The following is a 25,630-nucleotide window of genomic DNA, read 5'->3' as shown; positions in this document are numbered from 1 at the left end:
TAATGCGGATCGACATACACGTCATATCAATACATGTTCATTTGTCAATACGAACGAACCGGCAAACCGAACTGCGCGTTGACGCTGTCCAGGCTTGACGAAATGGAAAGGCTCTGCTCTCATGACAGAACAATGATATATATTACATAATTATGTATCATTGAACAAAGGGAGCATCGTTATGAAGACTTTTCTCAAGGCAGCGTCCATCGCTGCCCTGGCGGGCATGTGTTTGCCAAGTTTTGCCATGGCGCAAACGCAGGGTGGGGCGATCGATGTCGCAACCATCGGCGAGCCGCCAACTCTGGACCCCATGACATCGACAGCAGACCTTGTCGGCATCATCACCCAGCACATGTTTGAAACGCTTTATACGTTCGACGCCAACTGGGCAGTCGTTCCGCTACTGGCTGCCGACATGCCGGAAATATCCGAAGACGGCACCGTCTATACAATCGCGCTGCGCAACGGCGTCACCTTCCACGACGGCTCAGAGATGACAGCCGAAGACGTGGTGGCTTCGCTCGAGCGCTGGCTGCGCATCGCCAGCCGCGGCATGCAAACGGCAGAAACTGTCGAGAGCGTCGCGGCCGTCGACGACCAGACCGTCCAGATCACGCTGAGCGGACCCTACGCGCCGCTGCTTTCCCTGCTTTCCCTGAACAATTCGGCCGCTATTGTCATCCCGTCCGAGATTGCCGGCAACGACGTAATGGAAGATTTTGTCGGCACAGGTCCCTATCAACTGGCCGAACGTCGTCCCGATCAGTACATCCAGCTCACGCGGTTCGAAGACTACGCATCGCGCGATGAAGACGCTGATGGCTATGGTGGCGGGCGCCATCAATATCTCGACGAAATTCGTTTCGTGCCCGTTCCAGATCCCAACACCCGCATCGAAGGTGCTGTTGCAGGTCAGTTCGACTATGTGGATTCCATTGCAGTGGAAGCCTATGATCGCATCGCTTCAGGCAATACCGACCCGGTCATGCTGGCCCCCTTTGGCTGGCCAGTCTTTGTTATGAACACCGCCGAAGGCGTCAACTCCGATATCGCCGTGCGCAAAGCAATCCAGGCAGCCCTCGCACCCCAGGATATGCTGCTGGCCGCGTTTGGGTCTGAAGACTTCTTCTCGGTCGATGGCGCAATGTACCCCGAAGGGTATGTCTGGCACACCGAAGCCGGCACAGATCCGTACAAAGCGATGGGCGACACCGCCCTGGCAACAGAATTGCTCGAAGGCTCATCTTATGACGGCTCGCCTTTGCGCATTCTGACGTCGCGCCAATATGAGTTCCATTACACGATGGCACAGGTGGCCGAAGCTTATCTCGAAGCTGCAGGCTTTGATGTGCAGCTCGACGTCGTAGAATGGGCGACGCTGACCCAGCGCCGCACCGACCCCGCGCTGTGGGACATCTATATCACCCACTCCCCGTTCCTGCCCGAACCCTCACTGACCGGCATTATGTCCGACTCGTCACCGGGCTGGTGGGTGTCGGATGCCAAGCACGAAGCGCTTGGCGCCTTTAACGCGGAAGCCGATCCCGACGCCCGGGTTGAACTGTGGGCGGCCGTCCAGGAAGCAATTTACGAAGAAGTGCCCGCCTTCAAGGTTGGCAATTTCAACGCCGTCGCCGCTCAGTCCCCCGCTCTCGAGGGTATGAACCCGGCACCGTGGCCGTATTTCTGGAACGCCTGGCTCGACCAGTAAGCTCCTCCCTGGCGCGCCGTTTTGCCTCTCCTCCGGACAATTGCGGCGCTCAGGGAGACCCCGGAGGGAGGGACGGTCGGCAATCGATGTTGCCATGCCCCTCGGGTACGACCATCCTTCCCTCCGCATCGAATTTGGAAACTCGACACATGCTTCGCGCAGCGCTCAACAGACTGATCGGCATGGCAACGGTGATGGCCATCGTCGTCACCATTGTGTTCATCATCGTGCGGGTAACGCCGGGCGATCCTGCTGCCGTTATGCTCGGCCCCGACGCCACCGCAGCCGATGTTGCAGCTCTGCGCCAGCGGCTGGGGCTGGACGGCACGATCCTCGAGCAGTTCATCTCCTATATCGGCGGTATATTCCGCGGCGATCTCGGGCAGTCGATCTTTCTTGGCCAACCGGTGACCACGGCCTTGTGGCTCCGAGCCGAGCCCACATTCTTTCTGACCGTATTTTCCCTTGCCATCGCGACTGTGATTGCCCTGCCGATCGGCGTAGCATCGGCCTATTGGCGCGGGTCGTGGTTCGATCAAATCATGACCTCACTCGCCATGTTCGCAGCGTCTGTGCCCAGCTTCTGGCTTGGACTGATTTTCATCCAGACCTTTGCGGTGAGCCTTGGCTGGTTCCCCACGTCGGGATATGGCGGCCCCTATTCTCCGCTCGGCGAGCGACTTTACCATCTCGTCTTGCCTGCCACCACGCTGGGGATTGTCTCCTCGGCGCTCATCATGCGCTTTACCCGCGCCTCGATGCTCGACGTGCTCAATGATGACTATGTACGCACGGCACGATCCAAAGGGATGAGCGAATGGCGCGTCGTCGTCCGCCATGCGCTCAAGAATGCGCTCATCCCTATTCTCACGGTGGTCGGGCTGACAGCGGCACTGCTGATTTCGGGTGCCATCGTTACCGAAACCGTCTTTGCACTGCCTGGCGTGGGCAATCTGATCGTTTCGGCGGTGTTGCGACGTGACTACCCGGTCATTCAGGGCGCACTGCTGATCGTCGCCGGGCTCTATGTCCTGGTCAACTTTCTTATCGACATGCTCTACCTGCTCGTCGATCCGCGCGTGAGGTACTGATGGCTGCGCTCGCTTCTTCCGTACATGGCAAGACGCCCAACCTGCTGATCCGGCTTCTTGCCAGGCCCACAGCTGCTGCGGGATTGATCGTGATCACGCTGGTGGTGCTTGCTGCAATCTTTGCGCCCCTGCTTACCCCTCACAACCCGAGCCAATTGTCCATCGTCAACCGGCTGACAGCGCCCAATGGCCAGTTCTGGCTGGGTACAGACGAGTTGGGCCGCGATATTCTTACGCGTGTCCTTTACGCAGGACAAACATCACTTTCAGTAGCCTTTTCTGTGGTCATCGTCTCATCGCTGATCGGTATCGTGCTGGGTCTTTTTGCCGGGTTCTTCCGCAAAGCCGATGCGCCGGTCTCGCGGGTCATCGATGCCATGATGGCGTTTCCCGACATCTTGCTGGCAATTGCACTGGTCGCTGCCCTTGGCGCATCCGCATTCAATGTCGTTCTTGCGCTGGGGATCGTCTATGCGCCGCGCATGGCACGGGTCGTGCGCGCCTCCACGCTGGTGATCCGAGAGTTGCCCTATGTGGAAGCTGCGCGTGCGCTGGCTGTCCCAACCCCGGTCATTCTAGTGCGCCATGTACTGCGCAATGTCACCTCGCCACTTCTGGTGCAGGGCACCTTCATTTTTGCTCAAGCCATTCTGGCCGAGGCCGGACTATCGTTTCTCGGGGTGGGCATTTCGCCCGACATCCCGACCTGGGGCACTATGATTTCGGCTGGCCGCCAGTTCATGAATTCGGCAAGCTGGCTGCTGCTCTATCCCGGCCTCGCTATCGTAATCACCGTTCTGGCCCTGCAACTTCTGGGCGACGGACTGCGTGACCTCCTCGACCCCCGTCTTGCAAAGGACATCTAAATGATCGGCAATCAATTTCCCCCCGCCGAAAAACCGCTTCTGATCCGCAACGCCAAGCCGATCGGGTTTGCTGGGGTTACCAATACTCCGATCGACATTCTGGTCGGCACCGACGGCAAGATCGCCGACACCGGAGCCATCCTTAGCGCGCCCCAGGATGCTGAAGTCCTCGATGCCAAGGGCAGCTTTCTGTCGCCGGGCTGGACCGATATCCATACCCACATCTGGTATGGCGGGACCGACGTTTCCCTCAGGCCAGAGCAGTGCGGCGCACGCCACGGCGTGACCACCATGGTCGATGCCGGATCGGCGGGCGAAGCCAATTTCCACGGCTTGCGCGAACTGATGATCGAACCAGCCGTTGAGAACGTTTATGCATTTCTCAACATTGGCTCGATCGGCCTGGTTGCCTGTAACCGGGTGACCGAGCTGCAGGATATGCGATCGATCGACATCGATCGGATCGTCGCCACCGTCGAAGCCAATCGCGACGTCATCGTCGGGCTGAAAGTGCGCGCCAGCGCGGTCATTTCAGGTGGTTGGGATCTGGTGCCCGTCAAGCTGGCAAAAAAGCTCGGGCGCGTTCTCAAGCTGCCAATCATGGTGCATGTGGGCGAACCGCCCCCGCTCTACGATGATATCCTTGCCCTGCTCACCGAAGGGGACATCGTTACCCACTGCTTTAACGGCAAGGTTGGAGGGTCGATCCTTGAGGACGAGGACCTATACGCACTCGTCGAGGACGCTGCAGCACGCGGCGTGGTGCTCGATGTCGGGCACGGTGGGGCGTCGTTTTCGTTCGAAGTGGCCAAGGCCGCGCTCGACAAGAACATGCTGCCTCAAACCATTTCGACCGACCTGCACAACCGTTCAATGGATGGCGCAGTTTGGGACATGGGCACCACTATGTCCAAACTGCTCTCGCTGGGTATGGGTTTCGAGGACGTAATCCAGGCAGCAACCATCGCCCCGCGCAAAGCGATCCATCGCGATCACACCGACCTTCTTGCCAAGGGAAAACCTGCCGAGTTCACAATTTTCGATCTGGGAAAAAGTGACATCGAGGTCAAGGATTCCAAGGGGATCACATCGACGCTACACCAGATTTTTGAGCCGCGTCATGCCATCCTGGGTGCAAAGGCAATCGGCGCACATCGCTACCAACCTGCACCGGGATCCCAACTGGCCAACTGCCCGCATTGCGGGTGGGCGCTATGATAGAGCTTGCCCCTGACACGATTCTCTCGGTGCGGGATCTGCGCACCTGGTTCAAAACCAAACGCCTTACGGCCAAGGCTGTTGACGGGGTAACGTTCGACCTTAAACGCGGTCAGACCCTGGCTGTGGTGGGGGAGTCGGGCTCGGGGAAATCGGTGACCTCGTTATCGATAATGGGGCTTCTGTCTCGTCCGGGTGCCATTGAAAGCGGAGAGGTGCTGTTTCGGGATTCCCATGGTCAGGTTCACGATCTGGCCCGGACCTCCCAGCGCGGATTTCGCAAGTTACGCGGACGGGAGATCGCCATGATCTTCCAGGAACCGATGACGAGCCTCAATCCGCTCTACACAGTTGGCGATCAGATCGGCGAAATGATCGCGCTCCATGAGAATATCGGGCGCGATCGGGCCCGCAGGCGGGCGCTGGAAATGCTGGGGCACGTCGAAATCCCGGATGCTGCCAACCGGCTCGACGATTACCCGCACCAGATGTCAGGCGGCATGCGGCAGCGGGTTATGATCGCCATGGCGCTGGCGTGCAATCCATCGCTGCTGATTGCCGACGAGCCGACGACAGCGCTCGATGTGACAATCCAGGCGCAAATTCTCGATTTGTTGCGTCGGCTGCAGGCGCAGTTCGGAATGTCGATCCTGTTCATCACCCACAATCTCGGCGTCGTCGCAGAAATCGCCCATGAAGTGGTGGTGATGTATGCCGGCCGGGTCGTGGAGCAAGCGCCTGTCGTGCCCCTGTTTGAAAATCAAAAGCATCCCTATACCAAGGGTTTGCTGGCTTGCACCCCCAGTGCGCAGCGCGACATAGCCCCCGATGGGGAACGCCAGGCACTTTACTCAATTCCCGGCTCAGTCCCGCCCATCACCGCCCTGCCGCCCGGCTGCGCGTTTCAACCGCGGTGCCGTTATGCGATTTCGGCCTGTACCACCATTCCGCCCCAGCTTGAAAGCGCCGGCACTGGCCGGCTGGCGCGTTGCCTCAGGAGTGCTGAAATATGAGCGCTACATCTAAAAGCGAGGCACCGCTGCTCACCATAGAAGGGCTGGTCAAGCGCTTCCCGGGCCGGGGAGGCAGAACCGTACACGCGGTTGAGGATGTCAGCTTTTCAATCAAGCGAGGGACTACCGTTGGGCTGGTGGGTGAGTCCGGCTCTGGAAAGACAACTGCTGGTCGGACGTTGTTACGTCTGATCGAGCCGACCAGCGGCAGGGCTGTATTTGATGGCACCGATATCTTTGCGCTCTCGGAGCGGGAGATGAGAGCCTATCGCCAGCGCATGCAGATCATTTTTCAAGATCCGTTCTCTTCACTCAACCCACGCATGCGGATCGAGGCGATCCTTGGGGAAGCGCTCGATGCCTGTAGCTACCCAAAGGGTGAAAAGCGCAAAGATCGGGTGGCGGAACTATTGACGCTGGTCGGGTTGGCCCCAGAGCATGCCAAGCGGTTTCCTCACGAGTTTTCCGGCGGACAGCGTCAGCGCATCGGAATTGCCCGCGCGCTAGCCGTTGAGCCTGAATTTGTTGTTGCCGACGAGCCGGTTTCGGCGCTGGACGTTTCGGTACAGGCCCAGGTTCTCAACCTTCTAGGCGATCTGCAAAAACGGTTGGGCCTGACCTTGCTGTTTATTGCCCATGACCTGTCTGTGGTCGAATATCTGTGCGACGAGGTTGTGGTTATGTATCTGGGCCGGATCATGGAGCGCGGTCCCTCCCGCGCAGTCTATTCCAACCCGCGCCATCCCTATACGCGCGCGCTATTGGCAACGGCCCCGATTCCTGACCCGACACGTCGACGCGAGCATGTGCCGCTGGCCGGCGACATTCCCAGCCCGATCAATCCACCATCTGGATGCGTGTTCCGCACACGCTGCCCGCATGCCATTCCGGCATGCGCCCAGATCATCCCGCCAACCGACGCTGTCGGCGGGGACCATCACGTTGCCTGTATACGCCACAACGAACTGGCGCAGGCGTCCTAACTGGAGTTTCCCATGACTGTCTCCGAGGCGAAAAAGCGCACGGACCAAAGCCCTTATGATCGGCTTGCTGCGCTGGGGCTCACGTTGCCCCCGGCTGCACCACCGATCGCCAATTTCGTGACCCATGTAATCGAAGGCAACATGCTCTATCTCTCCGGACAAGGGCCCACCTATCCGGATGGGCGCCGCCATACGGGCAAGGTTGGTCAGGATGTTTCCATCGATGACGCCTATGAGCACGCCAGGCTGACCGGCCTCAATCTGATTGCCGTCATGGAAGATGCTCTGGGCGATCTTGGTCGGGTGCGTCGCATCGTCAAAGTGCTCGGCATGGTCAATGCAACCTCCGATTTCACAGGCCACCCCCAAGTCATCAACGGCTGCTCGGACCTGTTCAATGCCGTATTTGCAGAAAAGGGTGTCCACGCCCGTTCCGCCGTCGGCTTTTCCTCGCTTCCCAATGCGATAACGGTGGAAATCGAAGCCATCGTCGCCATAGACAATTGAGACAACTTCAATGACCGATATTCGCAAAAAACTCGGACTGCGCCCCGTTATAAACTGCTCGGGGACGATGACCTCGCTAGGCGCTTCGATCGTGGTACCTCACGCTGTCGAAACCATGGCTGCAATCCTCTCGCAATGGACGGAAATGTCCGATTTGCAACGCATCGCTTCGCGCACCATCGCACGGCTGACCGGCGCCGAAGCTGGCTGCGTTACCGCGTCATGTTCGGCAGCGATAACCTTGGCCTGCGCCGCCGCCATGACCGGCAAGGATCTTGCCGCCATCGAGCGGCTGCCCGATGCACGCGGGCTCAAGGATGAAATTCTGATTCAGACCGGGCACATGGTGTCCTATGGCGCGCCGGTCAAGCAGGGCATACGACTTTCAGGTGCAAAAGTCGTCCCGGTCGGACAGGCGACCAGTGCGCACGCTTATCAGTTGGCCGGCGCCATCACCGAGAAAACGGCAGCGGCTGTCTATGTCATTTCCCACCACGTTGTTAATTACGGCCAAATCCCGCTGGAGACCTTTTGCGAAGTTGCGCATGAAAAAGGCGTGCCGGTCATCGTGGATGCTGCTTCCGAATACGATCTGGAGAAATTTTTCAGGGCCGGCGCCGATCTTGTCCTTTACTCCGGCCACAAATTCTTGGGCGGCCCGACATCGGGCCTTATTGCCGGCAAGAAGGATTTTGTCTCGGCGTGTTACTTACAGAACCGTGGCGTAGGTCGCGGCATGAAAGTCGGCAAGGAAGGCGTTGGCGGCGCTATAGCGGCGCTGGAGGCTTGGGAAACGCGCGATCATGCTGGTATCAGGGCGCGCGAGCAAAAGGCGCTCGATCTTTGGCAGGAGACACTTGAAGGGCGCGCCGGCGTTACTGCGATCACCGATCCCGATCCGACCCAGAACCCTCTCGACCGGCTCAAGGTTCTTATCGACCCGCAGGAAGCCAACATATCGGCCTGGGATCTCGCAGACCGCCTGGCGCAGGGCGACCGGCCTGTGATCGTGCGCGACCACGAGGTCGAGCACAATTACTTCTATCTCGACCCCTGCAATCTGCACCCGGACGAAGAAGTCGTTGTTGCCGAACGGCTCAAAGAGGAACTCGATGCCGCCCGCAAATCAAATACGCCTATCGTTTCCGATTTGCGTCTGCGTCTTCTTGCCCAGGAGAAAGCCGCGCTCAACTGGCCAGATTAGTACGCGCTGGATTTGCACGCCGAGGATATTAATTGCAAACTGAACCCGGTGCGACACTCACGGGAGGATCGCTGGCATGAGCACACTTGAAACGTCAAAAGACGCTGCGAAGATCAAGCGTACACGCACGAGCGCGCTCGACCGCATCCTGCAGGTGCTAGACTTTCTCCAGACAAACGATGCGCCAGCAACGGCCTACGAGATTGCGCGGGCCGTCGGCGCGCCGCTTTCGACGATCTACACGCTGGTCGAGGATCTTGTCGAAAAGGACATGCTTGACCGTTTTGACGACGGCAGGCTCTGGTTCGGGCACCGGCTGTTTCATTACGGGCTGACTTATGCCCGCCACGTCGACCTGTTGACGACGGCAAACCATGAAATGAGCGATCTGGCACTGGCGTCGGGTGAAACCGTGCAGATCTGCGGCCGGGACGGCGATTTCATGGTCGTTCTGGGCATGGTTGATGGCCCCGACCATTTCCAGGTCGCTTCGCAGGTTGGCAGCCGAACGCCACTTAACTGGTCTGCCTCGGGGCGATTGCTTGTCGGGCACCTGCCTGAGGCCGAGCGGCGCGCGATATTCTCCCACGCCAGCTGTCCATCGCCTACGGGCCGGGCGGAAACCGACATCGAAATTCTAACGGCATCCTCACGTCAGGCGCTTGATGCGGGACTTTCGATACAGGCCGGTGAATCGGCGTATTCAATTGCCTGTATTGCTGCACCGATACTGGATGGAGCGGGCACGTGCCGCGCAACGATTTCCATCGTCGTGCCCGATCAGAAAGTCGACCAGACCGACCCTGACCTCAAGGAGCTCGTGCGTTCGAGCGCCATCAACATTGCCCGCAGACTGGGCTGGTCACGCTGAGGCGCTGACATCACGACATTTCACTATTGGCCAGTGCCGACTCGATATGAGACGCAAGCTCGAGCACCTGCCAATCCCTGCCACCGGGGGCAAAAATCATCAGGCCGGTGGCGAGCGGCTGGCCGGCGTGCATAGGCACAGTGATTGCGCAACCATCAAGGAAATTGATCGCTGACGGGTTGCGCAGCATGAGGACATTGAAAGTGTCGAAATCGGCCTGCACGTCGGCAATCAGGGGCGCGACTGTGGGCAAAGTTGGAGCGATGAAGGCATCATAGGTTTGTACGCGTGCGGCGAACGCCGCTATTGCAGCCGCTCGACTGGCGCGTGCGTCGTCTTCATCGCTCTGCCGCAGGCTTTCAGCAGTGCGGATGCGGCGCAGGACATTGGGGTCTCCCTCTGCACGCATACGATCCAGCCGCCCGGCGTGAACCCGGTGTGCTTCGGAAGACACAATGATGCGATTGATGTCACCAAACCCCTCAAGTTCGGGCAGATCGATGTCCTCAAGGACGATGCCAGTCTGGCTTAGGGTGGTCAGTGCGCGGCTGAAATCGGCGACCGTCTGGACGTCCATTGCGTCAGTCATCATGCCACCGACCACTGCTATGCGCGCAGATCGAAGGTCCTGGGACGGCTGCGCACTGGCAGAGAGGACGGCATGAGCCGCGCTGCATTGGGCGACAGTCCGGGCAAGGGGGCCGATGCTGTCACAGCTTTGAGAAAGCGGAAACGTCCCCCTCAACGGCACTGCCGACTGGCTGGGTTTGAACCCGCACAAGCCATTGAGTGCTGCGGGAATCCGCACCGAACCGCCGGTGTCAGAGCCCAGCGCCACATCGGCAATGCCCAGCGCGACCGACAGCGCGCCGCCAGAACTTGAGCCACCGGAGATCCGAGCGGGATCCAACACATTGCCGGGATTGCCAAAATGGGGGTTCAGCCCAACACCAGAATAAGCAAATTCAGACATTGTCGTACGGCCGCACCCAACGGCGCCGGCGCCGCGCAAACGCGCCACTGCCTCTGCATCCTGGCCAGCGGGTTGATCATCCGCCAGGATTGTCGAGCCGGCGCCGGTGACTTGTCCCCGCTCGTCAAACAGATCCTTGATGGACACCATCACCCCAGCCAAATGACCTGCGCGGCGCTTGGCGTCGATATCCAAAGCGATGGCTTCTTCCATGATGCGGGGGGCATCAAAACGGGTGAAGATTGTGGCAAGGACATCGGGCGGAACGCTCATGGCAGCGTCGATGGCGCGGCGGGCGCGATCCTGAGCGCTAAAGACGAGGCGGCCGCCATTGGCGCGGAGCGGGGAAATGTCGGTCATTGCTGACGATCCTACAAACAATCGGGCAGAGCTTGTTTCCTAGCAGCGTTCGGTACCGTGGCCCAGTGCGCGATCAGCTTCTACCAAGGGCGTGATCGGCTATTCCACTCCACCCCAGGCAAGATCGCTGCACGCATCAAGCCCCATGCAAGAATGGTTGTGGAGACCGTAACCCGCCAGCATCGCTATCCCGGACCTGATCTGGGATCCAGCAACATTACCAGTGCTCCAGTGTGACCCGACCGGGACATCGCCTGCGGCTTTCGCCGGGCAGCGCGGGTGAGCGCGTGCCCGAGAGAGCCGAGGCCATAGGGAACGCTATGACGAGGGCGGCATTGGCAGGGACAGGCACAAGGAGGCTGTGATGTTTTTCGATGGATGGGGCGATCTGGTCCGGCTGGTAGTGATCGGGGTGCTCTCCTATGTGGGGCTGGTGGTGATCCTGCGGGCCACGGGCAAGCGCACGCTGTCGAAAATGAACGCGTTTGACCTGGTGATCACCGTGGCGCTGGGGTCGACCCTGTCTTCGGCGATCCTGAGCCAGGACGTTTCGCTCTCGGAAGGGCTATTGGCGTTCGTCCTTTTGTGCGCACTGCAATATGGGGTGACGTTCCTCTCGGTGCGCTCGGACGCCGTGCAGGGGTTCGTGAAGGCCGAGCCGAGCCTATTGTTTTTCAAGGGGCGGTATCTGGACCGGCACCTCAAGCGCGAACGGGTGACGCGCGCGGAAATTCTGGCGGCGATGCGGGCGAGCGGGGCGGGATCGCTGGGCGCTGTCGAGGCCGTGGTGCTGGAAACCGACGGATCGTTTTCGGTTGTCAGAACGCTGGGGGACGATCGGGGCGCGATGGACACCGTTGAGGGGATGGCCGAGCATTCGGCGTGAGGGCGTGCTTGCGATGGGAACATTGACGGGTGGGCGGGGTGCATTCGGGCATCTCACCCCGCGTCAACCTCGGGCGTTGGTGCCCTCGCGCGTAGCGCTCCGGGCGTTCGCGCCTCAAATCGCTCCACCGGAGCGATTTGCCTACGGACGGTACTCACTCCCCGGGTCAAGCCCGAGGATGACGGTGGGGGTGAAGTGGTGGTGATGGAGCCGCAGGCCCAACCCACCCCATCGCTGTCCCGGACGCGATCCGGGACCCAGCAGCCTTGCCGACCCTTCGGTGCTTGAGGAGAGGCACATGGGCCCCGGCGTGCGCCGGGGAAGCGAGGGAGGGGAAGCCGGGGTGTTGGGGCCGTATGGCACTGTGTGGCGTGCCGGGGTCGCCGCCCTGCCCGCTCAGATGCGCTTGAGCGTTTCGGGGTCGTCCTTGCCGTCAAAGAACATGTCCAGCGCCTGCCGGAATTCGGGCTGGTCGGGGGCGGCGTGGGCGAAGAGGGTCATGGACGAGCGGAATTTGAGATCGTCCGGGGCGCCGAAGATGGCGTTGGCGGATTTTTCGGGATGGGTGAGGACGGCGCGGGTGCATTCGATGAGGCGCGGGCCGCAGGTTTCGTGCGCGAAATAGGCGCGGGCTTCGTCAAGGGAGGCAAGCGCGTAGCGCCGGCTCATGGCGCTCATGCCCAGCCCGGCGATTTGCGGGAAGATGAACCACATCCAATGGGTGCGCTTGTGACCGGCGCGGAGTTCGGCGAGGGCGGTTTGGTAGATGGGGGCTTGGGCGGTGAGGAAGTGGTTCATATTCGTCGGCATATAAGTAAACCAAAATCTCAAAGGACCCACTTGATTGGTGTGGCGTGATATTGCGGCGGCAGGATTCGAACCTGCAGTCTCCCCGCCCGACCTATAGATCGTAGAAAGCAGGGGCTCTATCCAGTTGAGCTACGCCGCGTCAACGCGAGTCGACGTAGGCAACATACGACATCGAGCAAATACAAGGTTGAGATCAAGCGGGGCGGAAACGATCTCATTAACCTCAATCGCCGGATAGCCCGCGCCTGCGTCTCCCGAGTTCGATCTCCAAAGCCCTCATTTTTTCCCGCGAGTCCGTCAGTTCATCCCAAGAACTTTGTTGGTCCGCTTCACTGATCTGGCTGGCCCACACTAGGAAGGGTCCGTGTGTTGCTGTTGCAGATCGGAGGTCCGCCAACGCTCCAGCCGCCAAGGCCAGATTGACCAAGCGAAGCTCGTCTCCACCATCGTGCTTCTCAAGCAGTTTCTTGCGTAGCTCAAGTTTGGCGGCGGCTTCCTCAATACGTTCGCGAATGTGGAAAAAGTTATCCTCTTCAAGCTGTCGATCGCGTTCTGGCCCGTATTCAACGTCGTATTGATCAGCTTCTTTGCGCTCATCGCTTCGCCGAAACTCTATCACCGCGCCCGCCATGCTTTGATCTCGGTCGCCTGTTGCCAATTCATAAAGTAACGACGCCAAATGCGTGAAATCAGATCCCGGCGTGGTCTTTAAGGCTGGTCCTCCTGATATGCGGAAGAGGTCGTAGGTCACCTCCACTGCGTCGAATTTTGCATTATTTGCTGGGATATATCCCCTCCGCCCTTCTAGAAGTTCTATCCTATTAAGGGCTACACTTCCGACTAGGAAATCAAAATAGGATACAAGAGCGTCAAAACTGGGAAGTTCATCATAAACTGGATTCGACGCTAGGTAGCCGTGCCGAACCTCGTCGAACAAGAATGCAACATTGTCATTCCGAGATTTTTCGAGCAGTTCCTTCGCTTCGCGAAGGACGCGCTCTAGGTGATCATTCTGTTTTATTATTTTGCGTAAATTGTGATCCCTTCTCCCAGAACTAATCGTGTTAGGCAGGTCTTCGCAAAAATCATCAATGCGACGCACTGCGTAATATAATTCGTGCGAATCTTTCGGGCTAAGATAAGAAAATATAGTTGGCAGAAGAATTTTGTGTCTCTCGATCAGCGCTTTCCGAGTTTTTACCCAAGCCTTAATCGTTTCATCCGAGACGTCGGCTCTAATGATCTGTCGAAAGCAAGAAACGTGTAATACATCGCCTGCACCTGCAAAAATCTCGTTGCAGAGCGCCACATCTCTCATATCGGGCTGATGGGCCTTACGCAGGAGCTTGAGCAGTTCCCCTTCCTGCAGCTTCTCGCCCGCGATTAGGGATCGAAGAAGGGCAAGTTCGTCCATTGCTTAATGCGCCGCTTCCCAATTCTCCGCAGCCTTGGCATCCACCTGCAACGGCACTGACAGCCGCAGCGCCGGTTCCGCAGCCCCTTCCATCACACGCTTGATAATCGGAATCGCCTGTTCGGCCTTGTCGGCCGGAGACTCGAAGATCAGTTCGTCGTGGACCTGCAAGAGCATATCGGCGGGGACTTTTTCCTCGGTCAGGATGCGTTCCATGCGGATCATGGCGCGGCGGATGATGTCGGCGGCCGAGCCCTGGATGGGGGCGTTGATCGAAGCGCGTTCGATGAAGGCACGTTCGGAGGGGTTTTTGGTGTTGACGTTTTCGAACGGGATTTTGCGCCCGAAAATGGTCGAGACGTAGCCCTGCGCTTTGACGATGCGACGCTGTTCGGCCATGTAATCCTGAATGCCGGGGAAGCGGGCGAAATAGGTCTTTATGTAGTCCCCGGCCTCGGACCGGGCGATGCCGAGCTGGTTGGCAAGGCCAAAGGCGGAAATGCCGTAGATGATGCCGAAATTGATCGCCTTGGCGCGGCGGCGCACCATGGGGTCCATGCCTTCGATGGGGACGCCAAACATTTCGGACGCCGTCATGGCGTGAATGTCCAGACCTTCCTCGAAGGCGTCTTTGAGGGCATCGATATCGGCGATGTGGGCGAGGACGCGCAGCTCGATCTGGGAATAGTCGGCGGAAATCAACAGATTGCCCGGCGCGGCGATGAAGGCGGTGCGGATCTTGCGGCCATCCTCGGTGCGGATGGGGATGTTTTGCAGGTTCGGTTCGTTGGACGAGAGGCGCCCGGTGGCGACCGAGGCCTGATTGTATGAGGTGTGGACGCGCTTGGTGCGCTCATTGATATAGGAGGGCAGCGCGTCGGTGTAGGTCGAGCGCAGCTTGGTGACGCCGCGCCAATCGAGAATGGTCTGGGCCAGGGGCACGCCCTGCGCCGCCAGATCATCCAGCACGGAGGCGCCGGTAGCCCAGGCGCCGGTCTTGGTCTTTGTGCCGCCTTCGAGGCCCATGCGGCCAAACAGGATATCGCCCAATTGCTTGGGGGAGCCGAGATTGAACTTTTCGCCGGCCAGGGCGTGAGCGGTTTCTTCCAGCGCGGCAGCGCGCTGGGAAAAATCGCCCGAGAGGCGCGAAAGGATCTGGCGATCGACCGAAACGCCGCGCGCTTCCATGCGGGCCAGCACCGGGGTCAATGGACGGTCGAGAGTTTCATAAACCGTGGTGACGCCTTGCGCCGTGAGGCGGGGCTTCAAGATATGCCAAAGGCGTAGGGTGATATCGGCGTCTTCGGCGGCGTAGCGCGCGGCAGGCGCAATTTCGAGCTTGTCGAAAGTGAGTTGGTTCTTGCCGGTGCCGGCAAGGTCGGTGAACTTGATGCAGGTGTGATCGAGCCAGCGCAGGGCCAACGCATCCATGCCGTTGTTACGGGCGCCATCGAGCGCGTAGCTCATCAACAGCGTATCGTCGATGGGGGCCATGGTGATGGCATAGCGGGCAAAGATGCCCATGTCGTATTTGACGTTCTGGCCGATTTTCAGGATGGCCGGGTCTTCGAGAACCGGGCGCAGCATGTCGAGCGCCAGGCGCATATCCATCTGGCCCTCGGCGTGGCCGCCGCCGAACATGTCGTCATTGCCGGTGGTGTGGCCAAGCGGGATATAGCACGCCCTGCCCGGCCGGGTGGACAAGCAGATGCCGACGAGATCGGCGGCCTGATTGTCGAGGCCGGTGGTTTCGGTATCGACGGCCACGTGGCCCGTGGCGATGATATCGGCGATCCAGGCGGCAAGCGCGGTCTCGTCGCGGACGATCTCGTAATCGTCGAGATTGCAGGGAATGGCGCGGATGGCTTCGAGCATCTTTTCGGCGTGGGCTTCCGGGCCATGGCCAGATGCAGGGGCGGGGCCATCGGACACATCCACGGCGCCGGGGATCGAGGCCCCCTTGGCGGCCAGCTCGGCGTCGGCCTCGAAATCGTCGGGGTCGACCTCAAGCAGAGCGCCGATACGGCGGGTAATGGACGTGAACTCCATGGCCTTGAGGAACGGAATGATCGTCTTGGCTTCGAGTGGCTCGCGGGCCAGTGCATCGAAGGGCAATTCTACGGGCGTGTTGCAATCGAGTTCGACGAGTTTTAGCGAAATGCGGGCCAGCTCCGCGTTCTCGATTATCGATTCGCGGCGCTTGGTCTGCTTGATCTCGGAGGCGCGAGCCAACAGGGTCTCGACGTCGCCATATTCGTTGATAAGCAAAGCCGCTGTCTTGATGCCGATGCCGGGTATGCCGGGGACGTTGTCGACCGGGTCGCCGCACAGGGCCTGAACGTCCACCACCTTGTCGGGCGTGACGCCGAATTTCTTGACGACCTCGTCGGGACCGATCCAACGCAGCGGAGGCTGGCCGGGGCGGGCGATGGTATCGAGCATTGTAACATTGGGACCAACAAGCTGCATCAGATCCTTGTCGGAAGAAACGATGGTGACCTTGCCCCCTGCATCGCGGAACTGGCAGGCATAGGTCGCGATGATGTCGTCGGCCTCGTAGTTCTCCTGCTCAATCGAGGGCAGGCAGAAGGCACGGGTCGCGGCGCGGGTAAGCGGGAACTGGGGGATCAGGTCGTCGGGCGCTTCGGGACGGTGGGCCTTGTACTGATCGTAGAGATCGTTGCGGAAGCTCTTGCCTGAATGATCGAAGATCACGGCGAAATGGGTTGGCTCATTTTCGCCCTTCAGATCCTCGGTAAGCTTGTAGAGCATGTTGCAAAAGCCCGAGACCGCACCAACCGGCAGACCGTCGGACTTGCGCGTCAGCGGCGGCAGCGCATGATAGGCGCGGAAAATGAAGGACGAGCCGTCGACGAGGACGAGATGCATTTGGGGCTCCCCGGGCGCGACTGCGCGCCTTCGATTCTGATTTGGGCGGACTTTCGCGCGATTATGCGAATGGGGCAAGGTCGATAGAAACGGAACACCGGTCGAGGTCCGCACAGAATGATTGGAATATCCAGTTCATCGCAAGACAACGGCCAGCTCTTGTCCATACCTATCGACTTCGTCAACCTTGCCAGTCGCCCGGACCGCCGCGCATTCATTGAACATCAGTTGGCCCAACTGGGGGTTTCAGGCACACGCATCGAAGCGGTGATACCTGCCGACATTCCGGCGATATCGCACGCTATTGCGACAATACCCGAGCAGCATCCATCCGACCCAATGAACTTGCCTGTACGCTGAGCCACGAGAAGGCGTGGCAGACGATGCGCGATGCCTGAGAAGAGCGGGCCGTCGCTTTGGAGGACGATGCCCTTCTTTCCCGCTCGCTGCCGGCCTTTCTCGAGGGCCTTGAGGGTATAGTCTTCGACCTCCTGCGCTTTGAAGGCTCCGATCGTAAAATCCGCATGCAGCCCCCTGCCCACGTTGCGGCTCCGCCGGGCAAGCTGCGCCCTTTCCGCTCAACGTTGGGCGGTGCGTCCGGATACATCATTGGCGCAGGAGCGGCCGGCAAGATGCTTGGCCAACCGGGCCCGCGCTTGGCATTCAAATGGGAGATATTGACGCCGCACATCGCAAACACTGTATAGGCTGGAGTGATCTGAACGCTGTCAGCTATGAAAATCTCTACAGGGACCGTCACCCGTTGCGCCACGCTCTGGTGCGCCTGAAAAAGAATGTCAAAGCAGGGCTGCAAAGCACATTCGATCACATGGTCCTTTTACCAAAGGGCATACGGAAACAGCCTGTCACGTTCCGGCCCGACTAGGTCGCCCCCTAAGGACGGCCGGCGGGCGAGCGGACGCCCATGAGAAGCGCCCAGTAGGTGCCGTAAGTATTGTAGGTCGTGGCTGGACCACGTTCGATGGCAATGCCGAACTGAACGTAATCGGGGTTGACCATTGTCTTGTTGTGCGAAGGCGATTTGAGCCAGCCAACGATGGTAGAATCGAGATTGGGCGAGCCGCCGGCCAGGTTTTCCCCGGCACCACCACCAAAACCCATCCGGCGCAGACGGGTATGCAGGGTTTGCTCGGGCGCTGCGGTATGGGCAACAACAGAGTTTTCAGCCATCAGCCGCGCCTGTTCCTCGGCGACCTTTTGCAAGGTGGCATTGTGGTTGAGCAGCGGCAGATTGCGCTCGGCCCGCATGGCGTTAAGCTTTTCGGTGGCTTCAGCAATCGAGACAGCTGACACAGGCGATGCACGTTCGGTGGTCATGATGACAGCGCCCGATGAACAGCCGGCCAGCGCCAGCGAAGCGCCGCCAAAAGCGGAAAGGGTAAGGAATCGGCGGCGGGTGATTTCGATCATGGGCCGACTTTAGCGAAACCTATGAGGTTTGGAAGCTGTAAAAATGGCGCGGCACGGCCAGCGAATTGGCCTTGCACTCGGCGCTCAATCTCCCTATAACGCCGCGTCTCCGGTTGGTCCATTGGGCCGGCCGAAGCCATCTATTAAACGAGCCGTCCGGCCAAAAGGCATGCCGTGGCAGCTCATGAAAGCGGACGTTCGGGAAACCGGGCATCCAAGAAGACCAAAAAGGACCCGCAAAATGCCCAAGATGAAGACCAAGTCTGGCGCCAAGAAGCGCTTCAAGGTGACGGCAACCGGCAAGGTTATGGCTGGCCCCGCTGGCAAGCGCCACCGCCTGATCAGCCACAACGCAAAGTACATCCGCTCCAATCGCGGCACGTCGGCGCTCTCCGAGCCCGATACTCGCATTGTCAAGAAGTACATGCCGTACGACCGGTAAGCGGCTGCCTGATACAGCGCTCACGTCAGATTTGAGGAATTAAAATATGTCACGCGTAAAAAGAGGCGTTACCGCCCACGCCCGCCACAAGAAGGTGATCAAGGCCGCAAAGGGCTATTACGGTCGCCGCTCAACCAATTACCGTTCTGCCGTACAGGCCGTCGAGAAGGCCGGTCAGTACGCCTATCGCGATCGCAAGAACAAGAAGCGCAATTTCCGCGCCCTGTGGATTCAGCGCATCAACGCTGCCGTGCGTAGCCACGGCCTGACCTATGGTCGATTTATCGACGGCCTCAGCAAGGCTGAGGTTGCTGTGGACCGCAAGGTTCTGGCCGATCTGGCAGTGCATGAGCCGGCAGCTTTCGAAGCGCTGGTTGTCAAAGCCAAGGAAGCCCTCGTCTATCTGGGCGACGTCGAAGCGACCACACACGAGCGCATCTCCGCCTAATCTGGCGTTGCAGCTTGTAAAGCCTTTGCTGGATCACGTCGTCGAACCGCAAAAACGGTTCTGCTCGATCTAACGACGCTCCAGCCCGCTGAGGCCGAATATCAAAGCCTTGCGCTGCCCCTTTTGGGGTGGCGCAAGGCTTTTTCGTTTGCTACCGCTTCGCCCGCAAAAGAGTTTCCCATGTTAGAGAAAATCATGTCCGACGAGATCGCCGACCTGTCCACTTCGATCCACGCTGCAATTGCAAATGCGCAGGACGAAGCCGCGCTCGAAGCCGTGCGCGTTTCGACGCTGGGCAAGAAGGGATCGATTTCGGCACTGCTTGCAACTCTAGGCAAAATGACACCCGACGAGCGCAAGGAAAAAGGCCCCGCGATCAACGGCCTCAAGGCTGAAATCAGCGCCGCCATCGAAACGCGCCGCACTGCGCTGGCAGCGGCCGCACTGGAAAAGCGGCTGGCCACCGAAAAACTCGATGTGACCCTTCCGCTGCGTCCTGCCCCCACCGCCATGGGCCGCGTCCACCCCGTGAGCCAGGTGATCGACGAGATCACTGCCATTTTCTCGGATATGGGGTTTGCGATTGCCGAAGGGCCGGACGTCGAGACCGACTACTACAACTTTACGGCGCTCAATTTTCCCGAGGGCCATCCGGCGCGGGAGATGCACGACACATTCTTTTTCGAGCCCGGCGCCGACGGGCAGCGCAAGCTGCTGCGCACCCACACCTCCCCCGTGCAGATCCGTACAATGGAGTTGGGCGAACCACCGATCCGCATCGTCACACCCGGACGCACCTATCGCAATGACAGCGACCAGACTCACACCCCGATGTTCCATCAGGTTGAAGGGCTGGTTATCGACAAGCAGAGCCATATCGGACAGTTGCGCTGGGTGCTCGAAGAGTTCCTCAAGGCCTTCTTCGAGGTCGAGAGCGTCAAGACACGGTTTCGCCCGAGCTTTTTCCCCTTTACCGAGCCGAGCATGGAGGTGGACGTACAATGCGACCGCTCGGGCAATGAGGTGAAGGTTGGCGAAGGCAACGACTGGCTTGAAATCCTTGGCTGCGGCATGGTGCACCCCAATGTGATCCGGGCTGGCGGTCTGGACCCCGAAGTCTATCAAGGTTTTGCCTGGGGCATGGGGATCGACCGCATCGCCATGCTCAAATATGGCATGCCGGACTTGCGCGCCTTTTTCGACGCCGACAAGCGCTGGCTGGACCATTATGGCTTCCGGCCTCTCGATCTGCCGACCTTGTTCGGTGGGCTGTCGGGCTGATGGGTTTGCCCGAGCGTTACAGCGGCGCGGTTCAATTCGCCTTCGGAGACAGCCCCGAACTGGCCGACGAACTGCTCGCGCTGGTTATCGCGGGTAAGAAGACGGCAACATGTGGCGCACTGCGCAGCCACGAAGCGGGCGAACCCATGCCACACGTTGGACGGCGGGACGTGGTTCTTGACGGACGCGGGCGCCCGGCCTGCGTAATCGAAACCACAAAAGTCGACATCGTGCCGTTCGACGAGGTTACCGCCGAATTTGCTGAAGCCGAAGGCGAAGGTCCCTATGAGGCCTGGCGCCACGGCCATATCGCCTTTTTCGGTCGCAATGGCGGCTGGGACGGCCAAATGAAACTTGTTTGCGAGCGGTTTGCGCTCGTTGAAGTGTTCGATAGGACCTGAAGATGAAATTCACCCTTTCCTGGCTCAAAGATCATCTCGAGACCACGGCTCCCAATTCGGAGATCATCGATACGCTGACAATGGTTGGCCTCGAGGTTGAAGAAGTGAGCGACACCGGCGCGGCGTTGGCCGGGTTTGTGACGGCCCATGTCGTGAGCGCCGAGCAGCATCCCAACGCCGACAAGCTGCGTGTCTGCAAAGTCGATGCAGGCACTGGCGAACTGATCGACGTCGTGTGCGGCGCACCCAATGCACGCACCGGCCTGAAATCGGTCTTTGCGGCGCCCGGCACCTATATTCCGGGCAAGGATATGACGATCGGCAAGGGCAATATCCGCGGACAGGTGTCCAACGGCATGCTGTGCTCGAATGCCGAACTGGAACTCTCGGACGATCATGACGGCATTATCGAACTGCCAGAAGACGCGCCAATTGGCGTACCCTACCCCGATTACGCCGGAATCGATGAAGTTGTCGTCGATATCGGGCTGACCCCCAATCGCGGCGATTGTGCCGGCGTGCGTGGAATCGCGCGCGATCTGGCTGCTGCAGGCGTCGGCGATTTCAAGGATCACACAATCAAGCCTGTTCCCGCCACCGCTGGCCCTTCCCCCATATCGGTGAGCGTCGATGGCGAGGTGTGCAGGATGTTTGCAGGGCGCCTTGTCAAGAACGTAAAGAACGGACCTTCGCCGCAATGGCTGCAGGACAGGTTGCGCGCCGTGGGCCTGCGCCCCATCAATGCGCTTGTCGACATAACCAATTATGTCTCGCTCGACCGCGCGCGGCCCTTGCACGTCTATGACGCTGACAAGCTAAAGGGCAACATAGCCGCGCGCATGGGCCGGACCGGGGAGAGCTTCGAAGCCCTCGACGGCAAGACCTATGGCGTTGACGAGACCATGTGCGTTATCGCCGACGACGAGAAGGTTCTCGGTCTTGGTGGTATCATTGGTGGAGAAGACACTGGCAGCTCCGAAGAAACCACCAACGTGTTCATCGAATGCGCCTGGTTCGAGCCGACAGCAATTGCCGCAGCGGGTCGCAAGACGGGTATCAACTCCGATGCCCGCTACCGGTTCGAGCGCGTAGTGGACCCCGAAAGCGTCAAGCCGGGGATCGAACTGGCGACGCAAATGGTAATGGAATTGTGCGGCGGCGAGCCGGCCGAAATTGTAATCGATGGCGCTGTCGCTTCGCCCGAAACGGTCATCGATTTGCCGTTGAGCGAGATCGAGCGCCTGACCGGGCTCAAGGTGCCCTTTGCCGAGGTTAAGGCCATTCTGACCCGGCTGGGTTTCTGGATGTCGGGCTCGGGCGATATAGTCAAAGTTGCGGTTCCCTCATGGCGACCGGACGTGACGATCAAAGCCGATCTGGTCGAAGAAGTGATGCGGATCGTTGGCGTTGACCGCATTCCGGTCGAGCCTTTGGCCCGGTTGTCGGGCGTTGCGCCGAAAATGCTGACGCCAATCCAGAACCGCCGGCGCATCGTGCGTCGGGCGCTGGCGGCGCGCGGCATGGACGAGGCCATGACGTGGTCGTTCATCTCGGGCGAGCTCGCCGAAGCGTTCGGCGGTGGCAAGCCCGAGTTGCGGCTGGCCAACGCCATTGCATCGGACATGACCGATATGCGGCCATCGCTCTTGCCGGGGCTACTTTCCGGCGCCGAGCGCAATGGCAATCGCGGTTATGATGACGTTGCACTTTATGAAGTGGGACAGGTATTCTTTTCGGATGCGCCTGATGGGCAGCGTACCCACGCCACTGGCATCCGCACCGGCACCGCCGGCTTTGCCGGAGCCGGCCGGCACTGGCAGCACAAAGCCGACAAGGTCGGGGTTTATGATGCAAAGGCTGATATCGGAGCAGCGCTCGACGCGCTCGGTGTCGATATCGATAAGGTCCAGGTGGTGGCAGACCCCGCACCCTGGAGCCATCCGGGACGAGGCGGGCGCATTCAGCTGGGCCCGAAGGTCATTCTTGGCTGGTTCGGCGAACTGCATCCAGCGATGGTCACCAGGTTCGATCTGGATGGACCGGTCGCTGCCTTTGAAATCGATCTCGACGCATTGCCCGAACCACGCAGGAAGGCGACGCGGGCCAAACCCTCGATGACGCTGTCTCCCTTGCAGCCGGTGCAGCGCGATTTCGCGTTTGTCGTCGGCGCGGACATCGAAGCAGCGAGCCTGTTGCGGGCTGCACGCGGAGCGGACAAATCGCTGGTCACCGATGTCACAATTTTCGACGTTTTCGCCGGTGCGCATGTGGGTGAAGGCAACAAATCGATAGCCATCGAAGTTACCCTGCAGCCGAAGGACAAGACGTTAACCGACGAGGAAATCGAAGCTGTGTCGAGCAAAGTCGTCGCCGCCGTGGAGAAAGCCACCGGAGGTACGTTGCGTGGGTGAGGATGGCCCGCGTCGCATTGACGTGCAATCCTCTTTCGTTTTCCTGCCCGAAGGCAAGGCGCTCCGGCGCCAGCCGCGGGTGCCTACGCGCCGCCGTCCGGACACGTTCTGGCAACGGTTTGAAGATCGCGCGCTCGTTTACGACGCATTTTGGTCCGCAGACGAAACCAAGATCGTCCTCTCTTGTCCTCCACCAAACTCCCTCTCGCCTCAATGGCTGTCTGCCCGCTTTTCAGCTCAGCCATCGGGTCATTCGCTAACGCCTGCGTTCTCAATATCGCGTTCGACAATGACCATCGCTTTGCCTGAGGCGCCGGCCGATACCACCGGGGTCACACTCGAATTCGCCGACGAAACATTCACTGTTCCTGTTCAGCCCAATTTCGGCGATTTTTTTGCTGGCCGGCGGGTGATGTTCACTATGAACAAGGACAATGATCTCGATTGGATGGCGCTCTGGGCCGACTGGCACGCGCGGCTGCACGGCGTCGATGCGATCATCGTTTTCGACAATGGATCGACCAGCTATAACACCGGCAGTATCGCAAACAGGCTCCTTGACGTTCCCGGCATTTCAAGAGTCGCGGTCCCCTCGTGGCCGCATCGGTATGGCCCTGTCGATCCAGGTGTCCTCTTTCATCCCTATTGGGCGAATTTTCTGCAGGTCGCGAGTTTCCGCGTCACTGTGAGCAGGCTGGCCCCCAAGGCAGAAGGTCTACTCAATTGCGACATCGACGAGTTGGTGGCGCAGGGCCCGAACGGCGGGGTGTACGACGCTCTAGAGAAAAGCGAAAACGGGCTCGTGACACTTAAGGGCAATTGGGTGGAACCCCAAATTGCCGAGGACGCTGCCGATCAACCGTTTCATCTGCGCTATCGTTACCGCCACAAAAACCCTCTCAAGGCAGTGTGCGCCAACAAATGGGCTATCGATCCGCGTCAGCCATGGGCGCAGGACTTTGCATTCACACCCATGATGCACCGCATCTATGGTCTGCCGAGAACGACCAATGCCAGCGCGCCGCGTTTGCAATTTTTCCATTTCAAAGGCATCAACACCAACTGGAAAGAAGAACGCACGAGCGCTCGGTCCAAGGACTCTCGCGCGCTGATGCGTTTTTCGGGGTTGGACGCAGAGATTGAGAGCTACCTTGCAAAGCACCATACAGCCTGAAGCGTCCCCCCGGATCGCCTTCGCAGAGCGCACCGCTGCCCTTCTTGTCTTGAGTGCGCTGCTGGTGCTGGCCAATGGCATAGGAAATGCCTCCCCATACATTTACCTCGTCTGCCTCGTGCTCGCTTGGCCCTTCTTGTTGCGCGACCAGAATGGCCGCGATGCCATGAAGCATCCGGTCGGCATCGGCTATTTGTTAGCATTCGCGTGCGTTGCCGTTGGTTTTGCAGGCTCGGCATCCTCCATGGAGGATGTGGCCCATCTCGGCAATTTTCTGCCGCTGATCCTGTTTTTCCCAGCATTTGCGCTTTTCAATCGGCAAGCCAATTCCAACGGCACGCAAGTTTTCGCTTTATTCGCGCTCTTGGGGGCGGGCGTGGCTCTTGCGAGCGCTATTTACGACGTCTGGTGGGCGGGGCTGGACCGCGCAAAAGGGTTCGTCAATCTGACCAACCCTTTTGCCATGGCCTCTATCATGCTTGGGTTTTTGCCACTGATGGGGCTGCTGACGGGGAAGGGCCCGTGGCGGCTCATATTTTTGCTCGGTCCAGTATTCGGGATCATGGCTGGTCTTCTCGCAGGTACCCGATCAGCGCCGCTCATCGCTGTCGTTGTTTCCACAATTTTTGCCGGATTTCTCTTTTTCAGGTTGCCAAAAAGGCTACGCTTAATCTGGGTCGGCGCGATTATTCTTGTTGTCGTTTCGGTCATATTGGCTCTGTTTGCTTTTGGCGACAATCTTAGAGCCCTCCGTGGTCTCGACGTCATCTACAGTTTCATCACCGAGGGGACAGTACCCGACCGGTCAAGCGAAGTTCGCGTACAGCTTTACGTCGGCGCGATAAACGCTTTTCTTGAAGCGCCGATCTTTGGGTATGGGTGGTACGACCATGTCGAGGCTGGCCGGCAATTCATGGCACCAGATGTCGCCGAACTGGTCGCCGGGTGGTCCCACTATCATAATGACTACCTCAACTTTGCCGCCCTTGCCGGGATCTTCGGTCTGGCATTTTACGCGCTGTATCTGCTCCTGCCGATCTGGGGGGCATTCCGAAGCGAACATGATGGTCAGTTCGCTGCTCGCCTTTATGGCGCGATGACAATCAGCGCCACCTATGGCGTCCACGGCCTGTTCAACACAGCGTTCGGAGCGGAATTGCTGTTCTGTTTTGCTCCTGTCGCCACTGCTGTGCTTTTAGGCTATTGCAAAGACCAACCGACGAATCGTCTCCCTGCCCGGTAA

23 protein-coding genes and 1 tRNA gene are annotated in these 25,630 nt (G+C 59.4%); 17 read left to right on the top strand and 7 right to left on the bottom strand.

What is annotated here, in order from left to right; all coding sequences use genetic code 11:
* The first annotated feature begins 181 nt into the window (after positions 1-181).
* The 9 genes from ACN0TA_RS12265 (at position 182) to ACN0TA_RS12225 (ending at position 9,467) form a co-directional block, all read left to right on the top strand.
* A complete protein-coding gene (locus ACN0TA_RS12265; RefSeq protein WP_417583292.1) occupies positions 182-1,714 on the top strand; it encodes an ABC transporter substrate-binding protein in 1,533 nt (510 codons plus the stop codon).
* A gap of 149 nt (positions 1,715-1,863) precedes the next feature.
* Entirely contained in the window at positions 1,864-2,805 is a 942-nt protein-coding gene (locus ACN0TA_RS12260; protein ID WP_417583290.1) for an ABC transporter permease, read from the top strand.
* A complete protein-coding gene (locus tag ACN0TA_RS12255; RefSeq protein WP_417583288.1) occupies positions 2,805-3,671 on the top strand; it encodes an ABC transporter permease in 867 nt (288 codons plus the stop codon). The genes ACN0TA_RS12260 and ACN0TA_RS12255 overlap by 1 nt, the downstream gene beginning before the upstream one ends.
* The gene (locus tag ACN0TA_RS12250) at positions 3,672-4,889 is read left to right on the top strand and encodes an amidohydrolase/deacetylase family metallohydrolase (RefSeq protein WP_417583286.1); all 1,218 of its coding nucleotides are present in this window, start codon (positions 3,672-3,674) and stop codon (positions 4,887-4,889) included. It begins immediately after the preceding gene.
* Entirely contained in the window at positions 4,886-5,902 is a 1,017-nt protein-coding gene (locus ACN0TA_RS12245; RefSeq protein WP_417583284.1) for an ABC transporter ATP-binding protein, read from the top strand. The genes ACN0TA_RS12250 and ACN0TA_RS12245 overlap by 4 nt, the downstream gene beginning before the upstream one ends.
* The gene (locus tag ACN0TA_RS12240; protein ID WP_417583282.1) at positions 5,899-6,885 is read left to right on the top strand and encodes an ABC transporter ATP-binding protein; all 987 of its coding nucleotides are present in this window, start codon (positions 5,899-5,901) and stop codon (positions 6,883-6,885) included. Before ACN0TA_RS12245 ends, ACN0TA_RS12240 begins: the two co-directional genes overlap by 4 nt.
* 12 nt (positions 6,886-6,897) lie before the next feature.
* Positions 6,898-7,392 carry a RidA family protein gene (locus ACN0TA_RS12235; RefSeq protein ID WP_417583280.1) on the top strand — a complete coding sequence of 165 codons (495 nt, stop codon included), beginning with the start codon at positions 6,898-6,900 and terminating at the stop codon, positions 7,390-7,392.
* Positions 7,393-7,402: 10 nt separating this feature from the next.
* The gene (locus ACN0TA_RS12230) at positions 7,403-8,596 is read left to right on the top strand and encodes an aminotransferase class V-fold PLP-dependent enzyme (RefSeq protein ID WP_417583278.1); all 1,194 of its coding nucleotides are present in this window, start codon (positions 7,403-7,405) and stop codon (positions 8,594-8,596) included.
* A gap of 76 nt (positions 8,597-8,672) precedes the next feature.
* Positions 8,673-9,467 (top strand): IclR family transcriptional regulator, encoded by a 795-nt coding sequence (locus ACN0TA_RS12225; protein WP_417583276.1) that lies wholly within the window; start codon positions 8,673-8,675, stop codon positions 9,465-9,467.
* 10 nt (positions 9,468-9,477) lie between these two features.
* Here ACN0TA_RS12225 and ACN0TA_RS12220 read toward each other — a convergent pair whose 3' ends face one another.
* Positions 9,478-10,800, bottom strand: coding sequence for an amidase family protein (locus ACN0TA_RS12220; protein ID WP_417583274.1), 1,323 nt, complete (start codon positions 10,798-10,800; stop codon positions 9,478-9,480).
* Between the two features lie 364 nt (positions 10,801-11,164).
* On the opposite strand from ACN0TA_RS12220, the gene ACN0TA_RS12215 reads away from it, so the two are divergent.
* The gene (locus tag ACN0TA_RS12215) at positions 11,165-11,686 is read left to right on the top strand and encodes a DUF421 domain-containing protein (RefSeq protein WP_417583272.1); all 522 of its coding nucleotides are present in this window, start codon (positions 11,165-11,167) and stop codon (positions 11,684-11,686) included.
* Between the two features lie 396 nt (positions 11,687-12,082).
* Here the strand turns inward: ACN0TA_RS12215 and ACN0TA_RS12210 are convergent, their stop codons facing one another.
* The 6 genes from ACN0TA_RS12210 to ACN0TA_RS12185 all read right to left on the bottom strand — a co-directional run bounded on the left by ACN0TA_RS12210 (position 12,083) and on the right by ACN0TA_RS12185 (position 18,230).
* Complete coding sequence (locus ACN0TA_RS12210) at positions 12,083-12,496, bottom strand: DUF1810 domain-containing protein (RefSeq protein WP_417583270.1); 414 nt, start codon at positions 12,494-12,496, stop codon at positions 12,083-12,085.
* 50 nt (positions 12,497-12,546) lie between these two features.
* Positions 12,547-12,635: transfer RNA gene (locus tag ACN0TA_RS12205), tRNA-Arg, on the bottom strand.
* An 84-nt stretch (positions 12,636-12,719) separates the two neighbouring features.
* Positions 12,720-13,910, bottom strand: coding sequence for a hypothetical protein (locus tag ACN0TA_RS12200; RefSeq protein WP_417583268.1), 1,191 nt, complete (start codon positions 13,908-13,910; stop codon positions 12,720-12,722).
* Between the two features lie 3 nt (positions 13,911-13,913).
* Positions 13,914-16,799, bottom strand: coding sequence for a DNA polymerase I (gene polA / locus ACN0TA_RS12195; protein ID WP_417583266.1), 2,886 nt, complete (start codon positions 16,797-16,799; stop codon positions 13,914-13,916).
* A gap of 224 nt (positions 16,800-17,023) precedes the next feature.
* Positions 17,024-17,341 carry a hypothetical protein gene (locus ACN0TA_RS12190; protein WP_417583264.1) on the bottom strand — a complete coding sequence of 106 codons (318 nt, stop codon included), beginning with the start codon at positions 17,339-17,341 and terminating at the stop codon, positions 17,024-17,026.
* Between the two features lie 352 nt (positions 17,342-17,693).
* A complete protein-coding gene (locus ACN0TA_RS12185) occupies positions 17,694-18,230 on the bottom strand; it encodes a CAP domain-containing protein (protein ID WP_417583262.1) in 537 nt (178 codons plus the stop codon).
* Between the two features lie 241 nt (positions 18,231-18,471).
* Here ACN0TA_RS12185 and rpmI point away from each other — a divergent pair, with 241 nt between their 5' ends.
* From rpmI to ACN0TA_RS12150, 7 genes are all read left to right on the top strand, one after another.
* Positions 18,472-18,672, top strand: a complete 201-nt coding sequence (gene rpmI, locus ACN0TA_RS12180; RefSeq protein ID WP_417583260.1) for a 50S ribosomal protein L35 — start codon at positions 18,472-18,474, stop codon at positions 18,670-18,672.
* Positions 18,673-18,718: 46 nt separating this feature from the next.
* The gene (gene rplT, locus ACN0TA_RS12175) at positions 18,719-19,120 is read left to right on the top strand and encodes a 50S ribosomal protein L20 (RefSeq protein WP_417583258.1); all 402 of its coding nucleotides are present in this window, start codon (positions 18,719-18,721) and stop codon (positions 19,118-19,120) included.
* Between the two features lie 195 nt (positions 19,121-19,315).
* A complete protein-coding gene (pheS, locus tag ACN0TA_RS12170; protein WP_417583256.1) occupies positions 19,316-20,401 on the top strand; it encodes a phenylalanine--tRNA ligase subunit alpha in 1,086 nt (361 codons plus the stop codon).
* Positions 20,401-20,802, top strand: a complete 402-nt coding sequence (locus ACN0TA_RS12165; protein ID WP_417583254.1) for an ASCH domain-containing protein — start codon at positions 20,401-20,403, stop codon at positions 20,800-20,802. The genes pheS and ACN0TA_RS12165 overlap by 1 nt, the downstream gene beginning before the upstream one ends.
* Positions 20,803-20,804: 2 nt before the next feature.
* Positions 20,805-23,213, top strand: a complete 2,409-nt coding sequence (pheT, locus tag ACN0TA_RS12160; protein WP_417583252.1) for a phenylalanine--tRNA ligase subunit beta — start codon at positions 20,805-20,807, stop codon at positions 23,211-23,213.
* Positions 23,206-24,387 (top strand): hypothetical protein, encoded by a 1,182-nt coding sequence (locus ACN0TA_RS12155; RefSeq protein WP_417583250.1) that lies wholly within the window; start codon positions 23,206-23,208, stop codon positions 24,385-24,387. Before pheT ends, ACN0TA_RS12155 begins: the two co-directional genes overlap by 8 nt.
* Entirely contained in the window at positions 24,365-25,630 is a 1,266-nt protein-coding gene (locus ACN0TA_RS12150) for an O-antigen ligase family protein (RefSeq protein WP_417583248.1), read from the top strand. Before ACN0TA_RS12155 ends, ACN0TA_RS12150 begins: the two co-directional genes overlap by 23 nt.

Origin of the sequence: Pelagibacterium sp. (genome assembly GCF_048264985.1) — a bacterium.
In the GTDB taxonomy this organism is placed as follows: domain Bacteria; phylum Pseudomonadota; class Alphaproteobacteria; order Rhizobiales; family Devosiaceae; genus Pelagibacterium.
This window is presented reverse-complemented; position numbering and strand designations above follow the sequence as displayed.

What these genes read in the sequence shown, in the direction of transcription:
- rpmI (WP_417583260.1), top strand. Translation starts at nt 18,472, where the DNA reads ATGCCCAAGATGAAGACCAAGTCTGGCGCCAAGAAGCGCTTCAAGGTG.
- polA (WP_417583266.1), bottom strand. Translation starts at nt 16,799, where the DNA reads ATGCATCTCGTCCTCGTCGACGGCTCGTCCTTCATTTTCCGCGCCTAT.
- ACN0TA_RS12200 (WP_417583268.1), bottom strand. Translation starts at nt 13,910, where the DNA reads ATGGACGAACTTGCCCTTCTTCGATCCCTAATCGCGGGCGAGAAGCTG.
- ACN0TA_RS12220 (WP_417583274.1), bottom strand. Translation starts at nt 10,800, where the DNA reads ATGACCGACATTTCCCCGCTCCGCGCCAATGGCGGCCGCCTCGTCTTT.
- pheT (WP_417583252.1), top strand. Translation starts at nt 20,805, where the DNA reads ATGAAATTCACCCTTTCCTGGCTCAAAGATCATCTCGAGACCACGGCT.
- pheS (WP_417583256.1), top strand. Translation starts at nt 19,316, where the DNA reads ATGTCCGACGAGATCGCCGACCTGTCCACTTCGATCCACGCTGCAATT.
- ACN0TA_RS12240 (WP_417583282.1), top strand. Translation starts at nt 5,899, where the DNA reads ATGAGCGCTACATCTAAAAGCGAGGCACCGCTGCTCACCATAGAAGGG.
- ACN0TA_RS12215 (WP_417583272.1), top strand. Translation starts at nt 11,165, where the DNA reads ATGTTTTTCGATGGATGGGGCGATCTGGTCCGGCTGGTAGTGATCGGG.
- rplT (WP_417583258.1), top strand. Translation starts at nt 18,719, where the DNA reads ATGTCACGCGTAAAAAGAGGCGTTACCGCCCACGCCCGCCACAAGAAG.
- ACN0TA_RS12230 (WP_417583278.1), top strand. Translation starts at nt 7,403, where the DNA reads ATGACCGATATTCGCAAAAAACTCGGACTGCGCCCCGTTATAAACTGC.
- ACN0TA_RS12260 (WP_417583290.1), top strand. Translation starts at nt 1,864, where the DNA reads ATGCTTCGCGCAGCGCTCAACAGACTGATCGGCATGGCAACGGTGATG.
- ACN0TA_RS12165 (WP_417583254.1), top strand. Translation starts at nt 20,401, where the DNA reads ATGGGTTTGCCCGAGCGTTACAGCGGCGCGGTTCAATTCGCCTTCGGA.
- ACN0TA_RS12185 (WP_417583262.1), bottom strand. Translation starts at nt 18,230, where the DNA reads ATGATCGAAATCACCCGCCGCCGATTCCTTACCCTTTCCGCTTTTGGC.
- ACN0TA_RS12255 (WP_417583288.1), top strand. Translation starts at nt 2,805, where the DNA reads ATGGCTGCGCTCGCTTCTTCCGTACATGGCAAGACGCCCAACCTGCTG.
- ACN0TA_RS12225 (WP_417583276.1), top strand. Translation starts at nt 8,673, where the DNA reads ATGAGCACACTTGAAACGTCAAAAGACGCTGCGAAGATCAAGCGTACA.
- ACN0TA_RS12210 (WP_417583270.1), bottom strand. Translation starts at nt 12,496, where the DNA reads ATGCCGACGAATATGAACCACTTCCTCACCGCCCAAGCCCCCATCTAC.
- ACN0TA_RS12235 (WP_417583280.1), top strand. Translation starts at nt 6,898, where the DNA reads ATGACTGTCTCCGAGGCGAAAAAGCGCACGGACCAAAGCCCTTATGAT.
- ACN0TA_RS12245 (WP_417583284.1), top strand. Translation starts at nt 4,886, where the DNA reads ATGATAGAGCTTGCCCCTGACACGATTCTCTCGGTGCGGGATCTGCGC.
- ACN0TA_RS12250 (WP_417583286.1), top strand. Translation starts at nt 3,672, where the DNA reads ATGATCGGCAATCAATTTCCCCCCGCCGAAAAACCGCTTCTGATCCGC.
- ACN0TA_RS12265 (WP_417583292.1), top strand. Translation starts at nt 182, where the DNA reads ATGAAGACTTTTCTCAAGGCAGCGTCCATCGCTGCCCTGGCGGGCATG.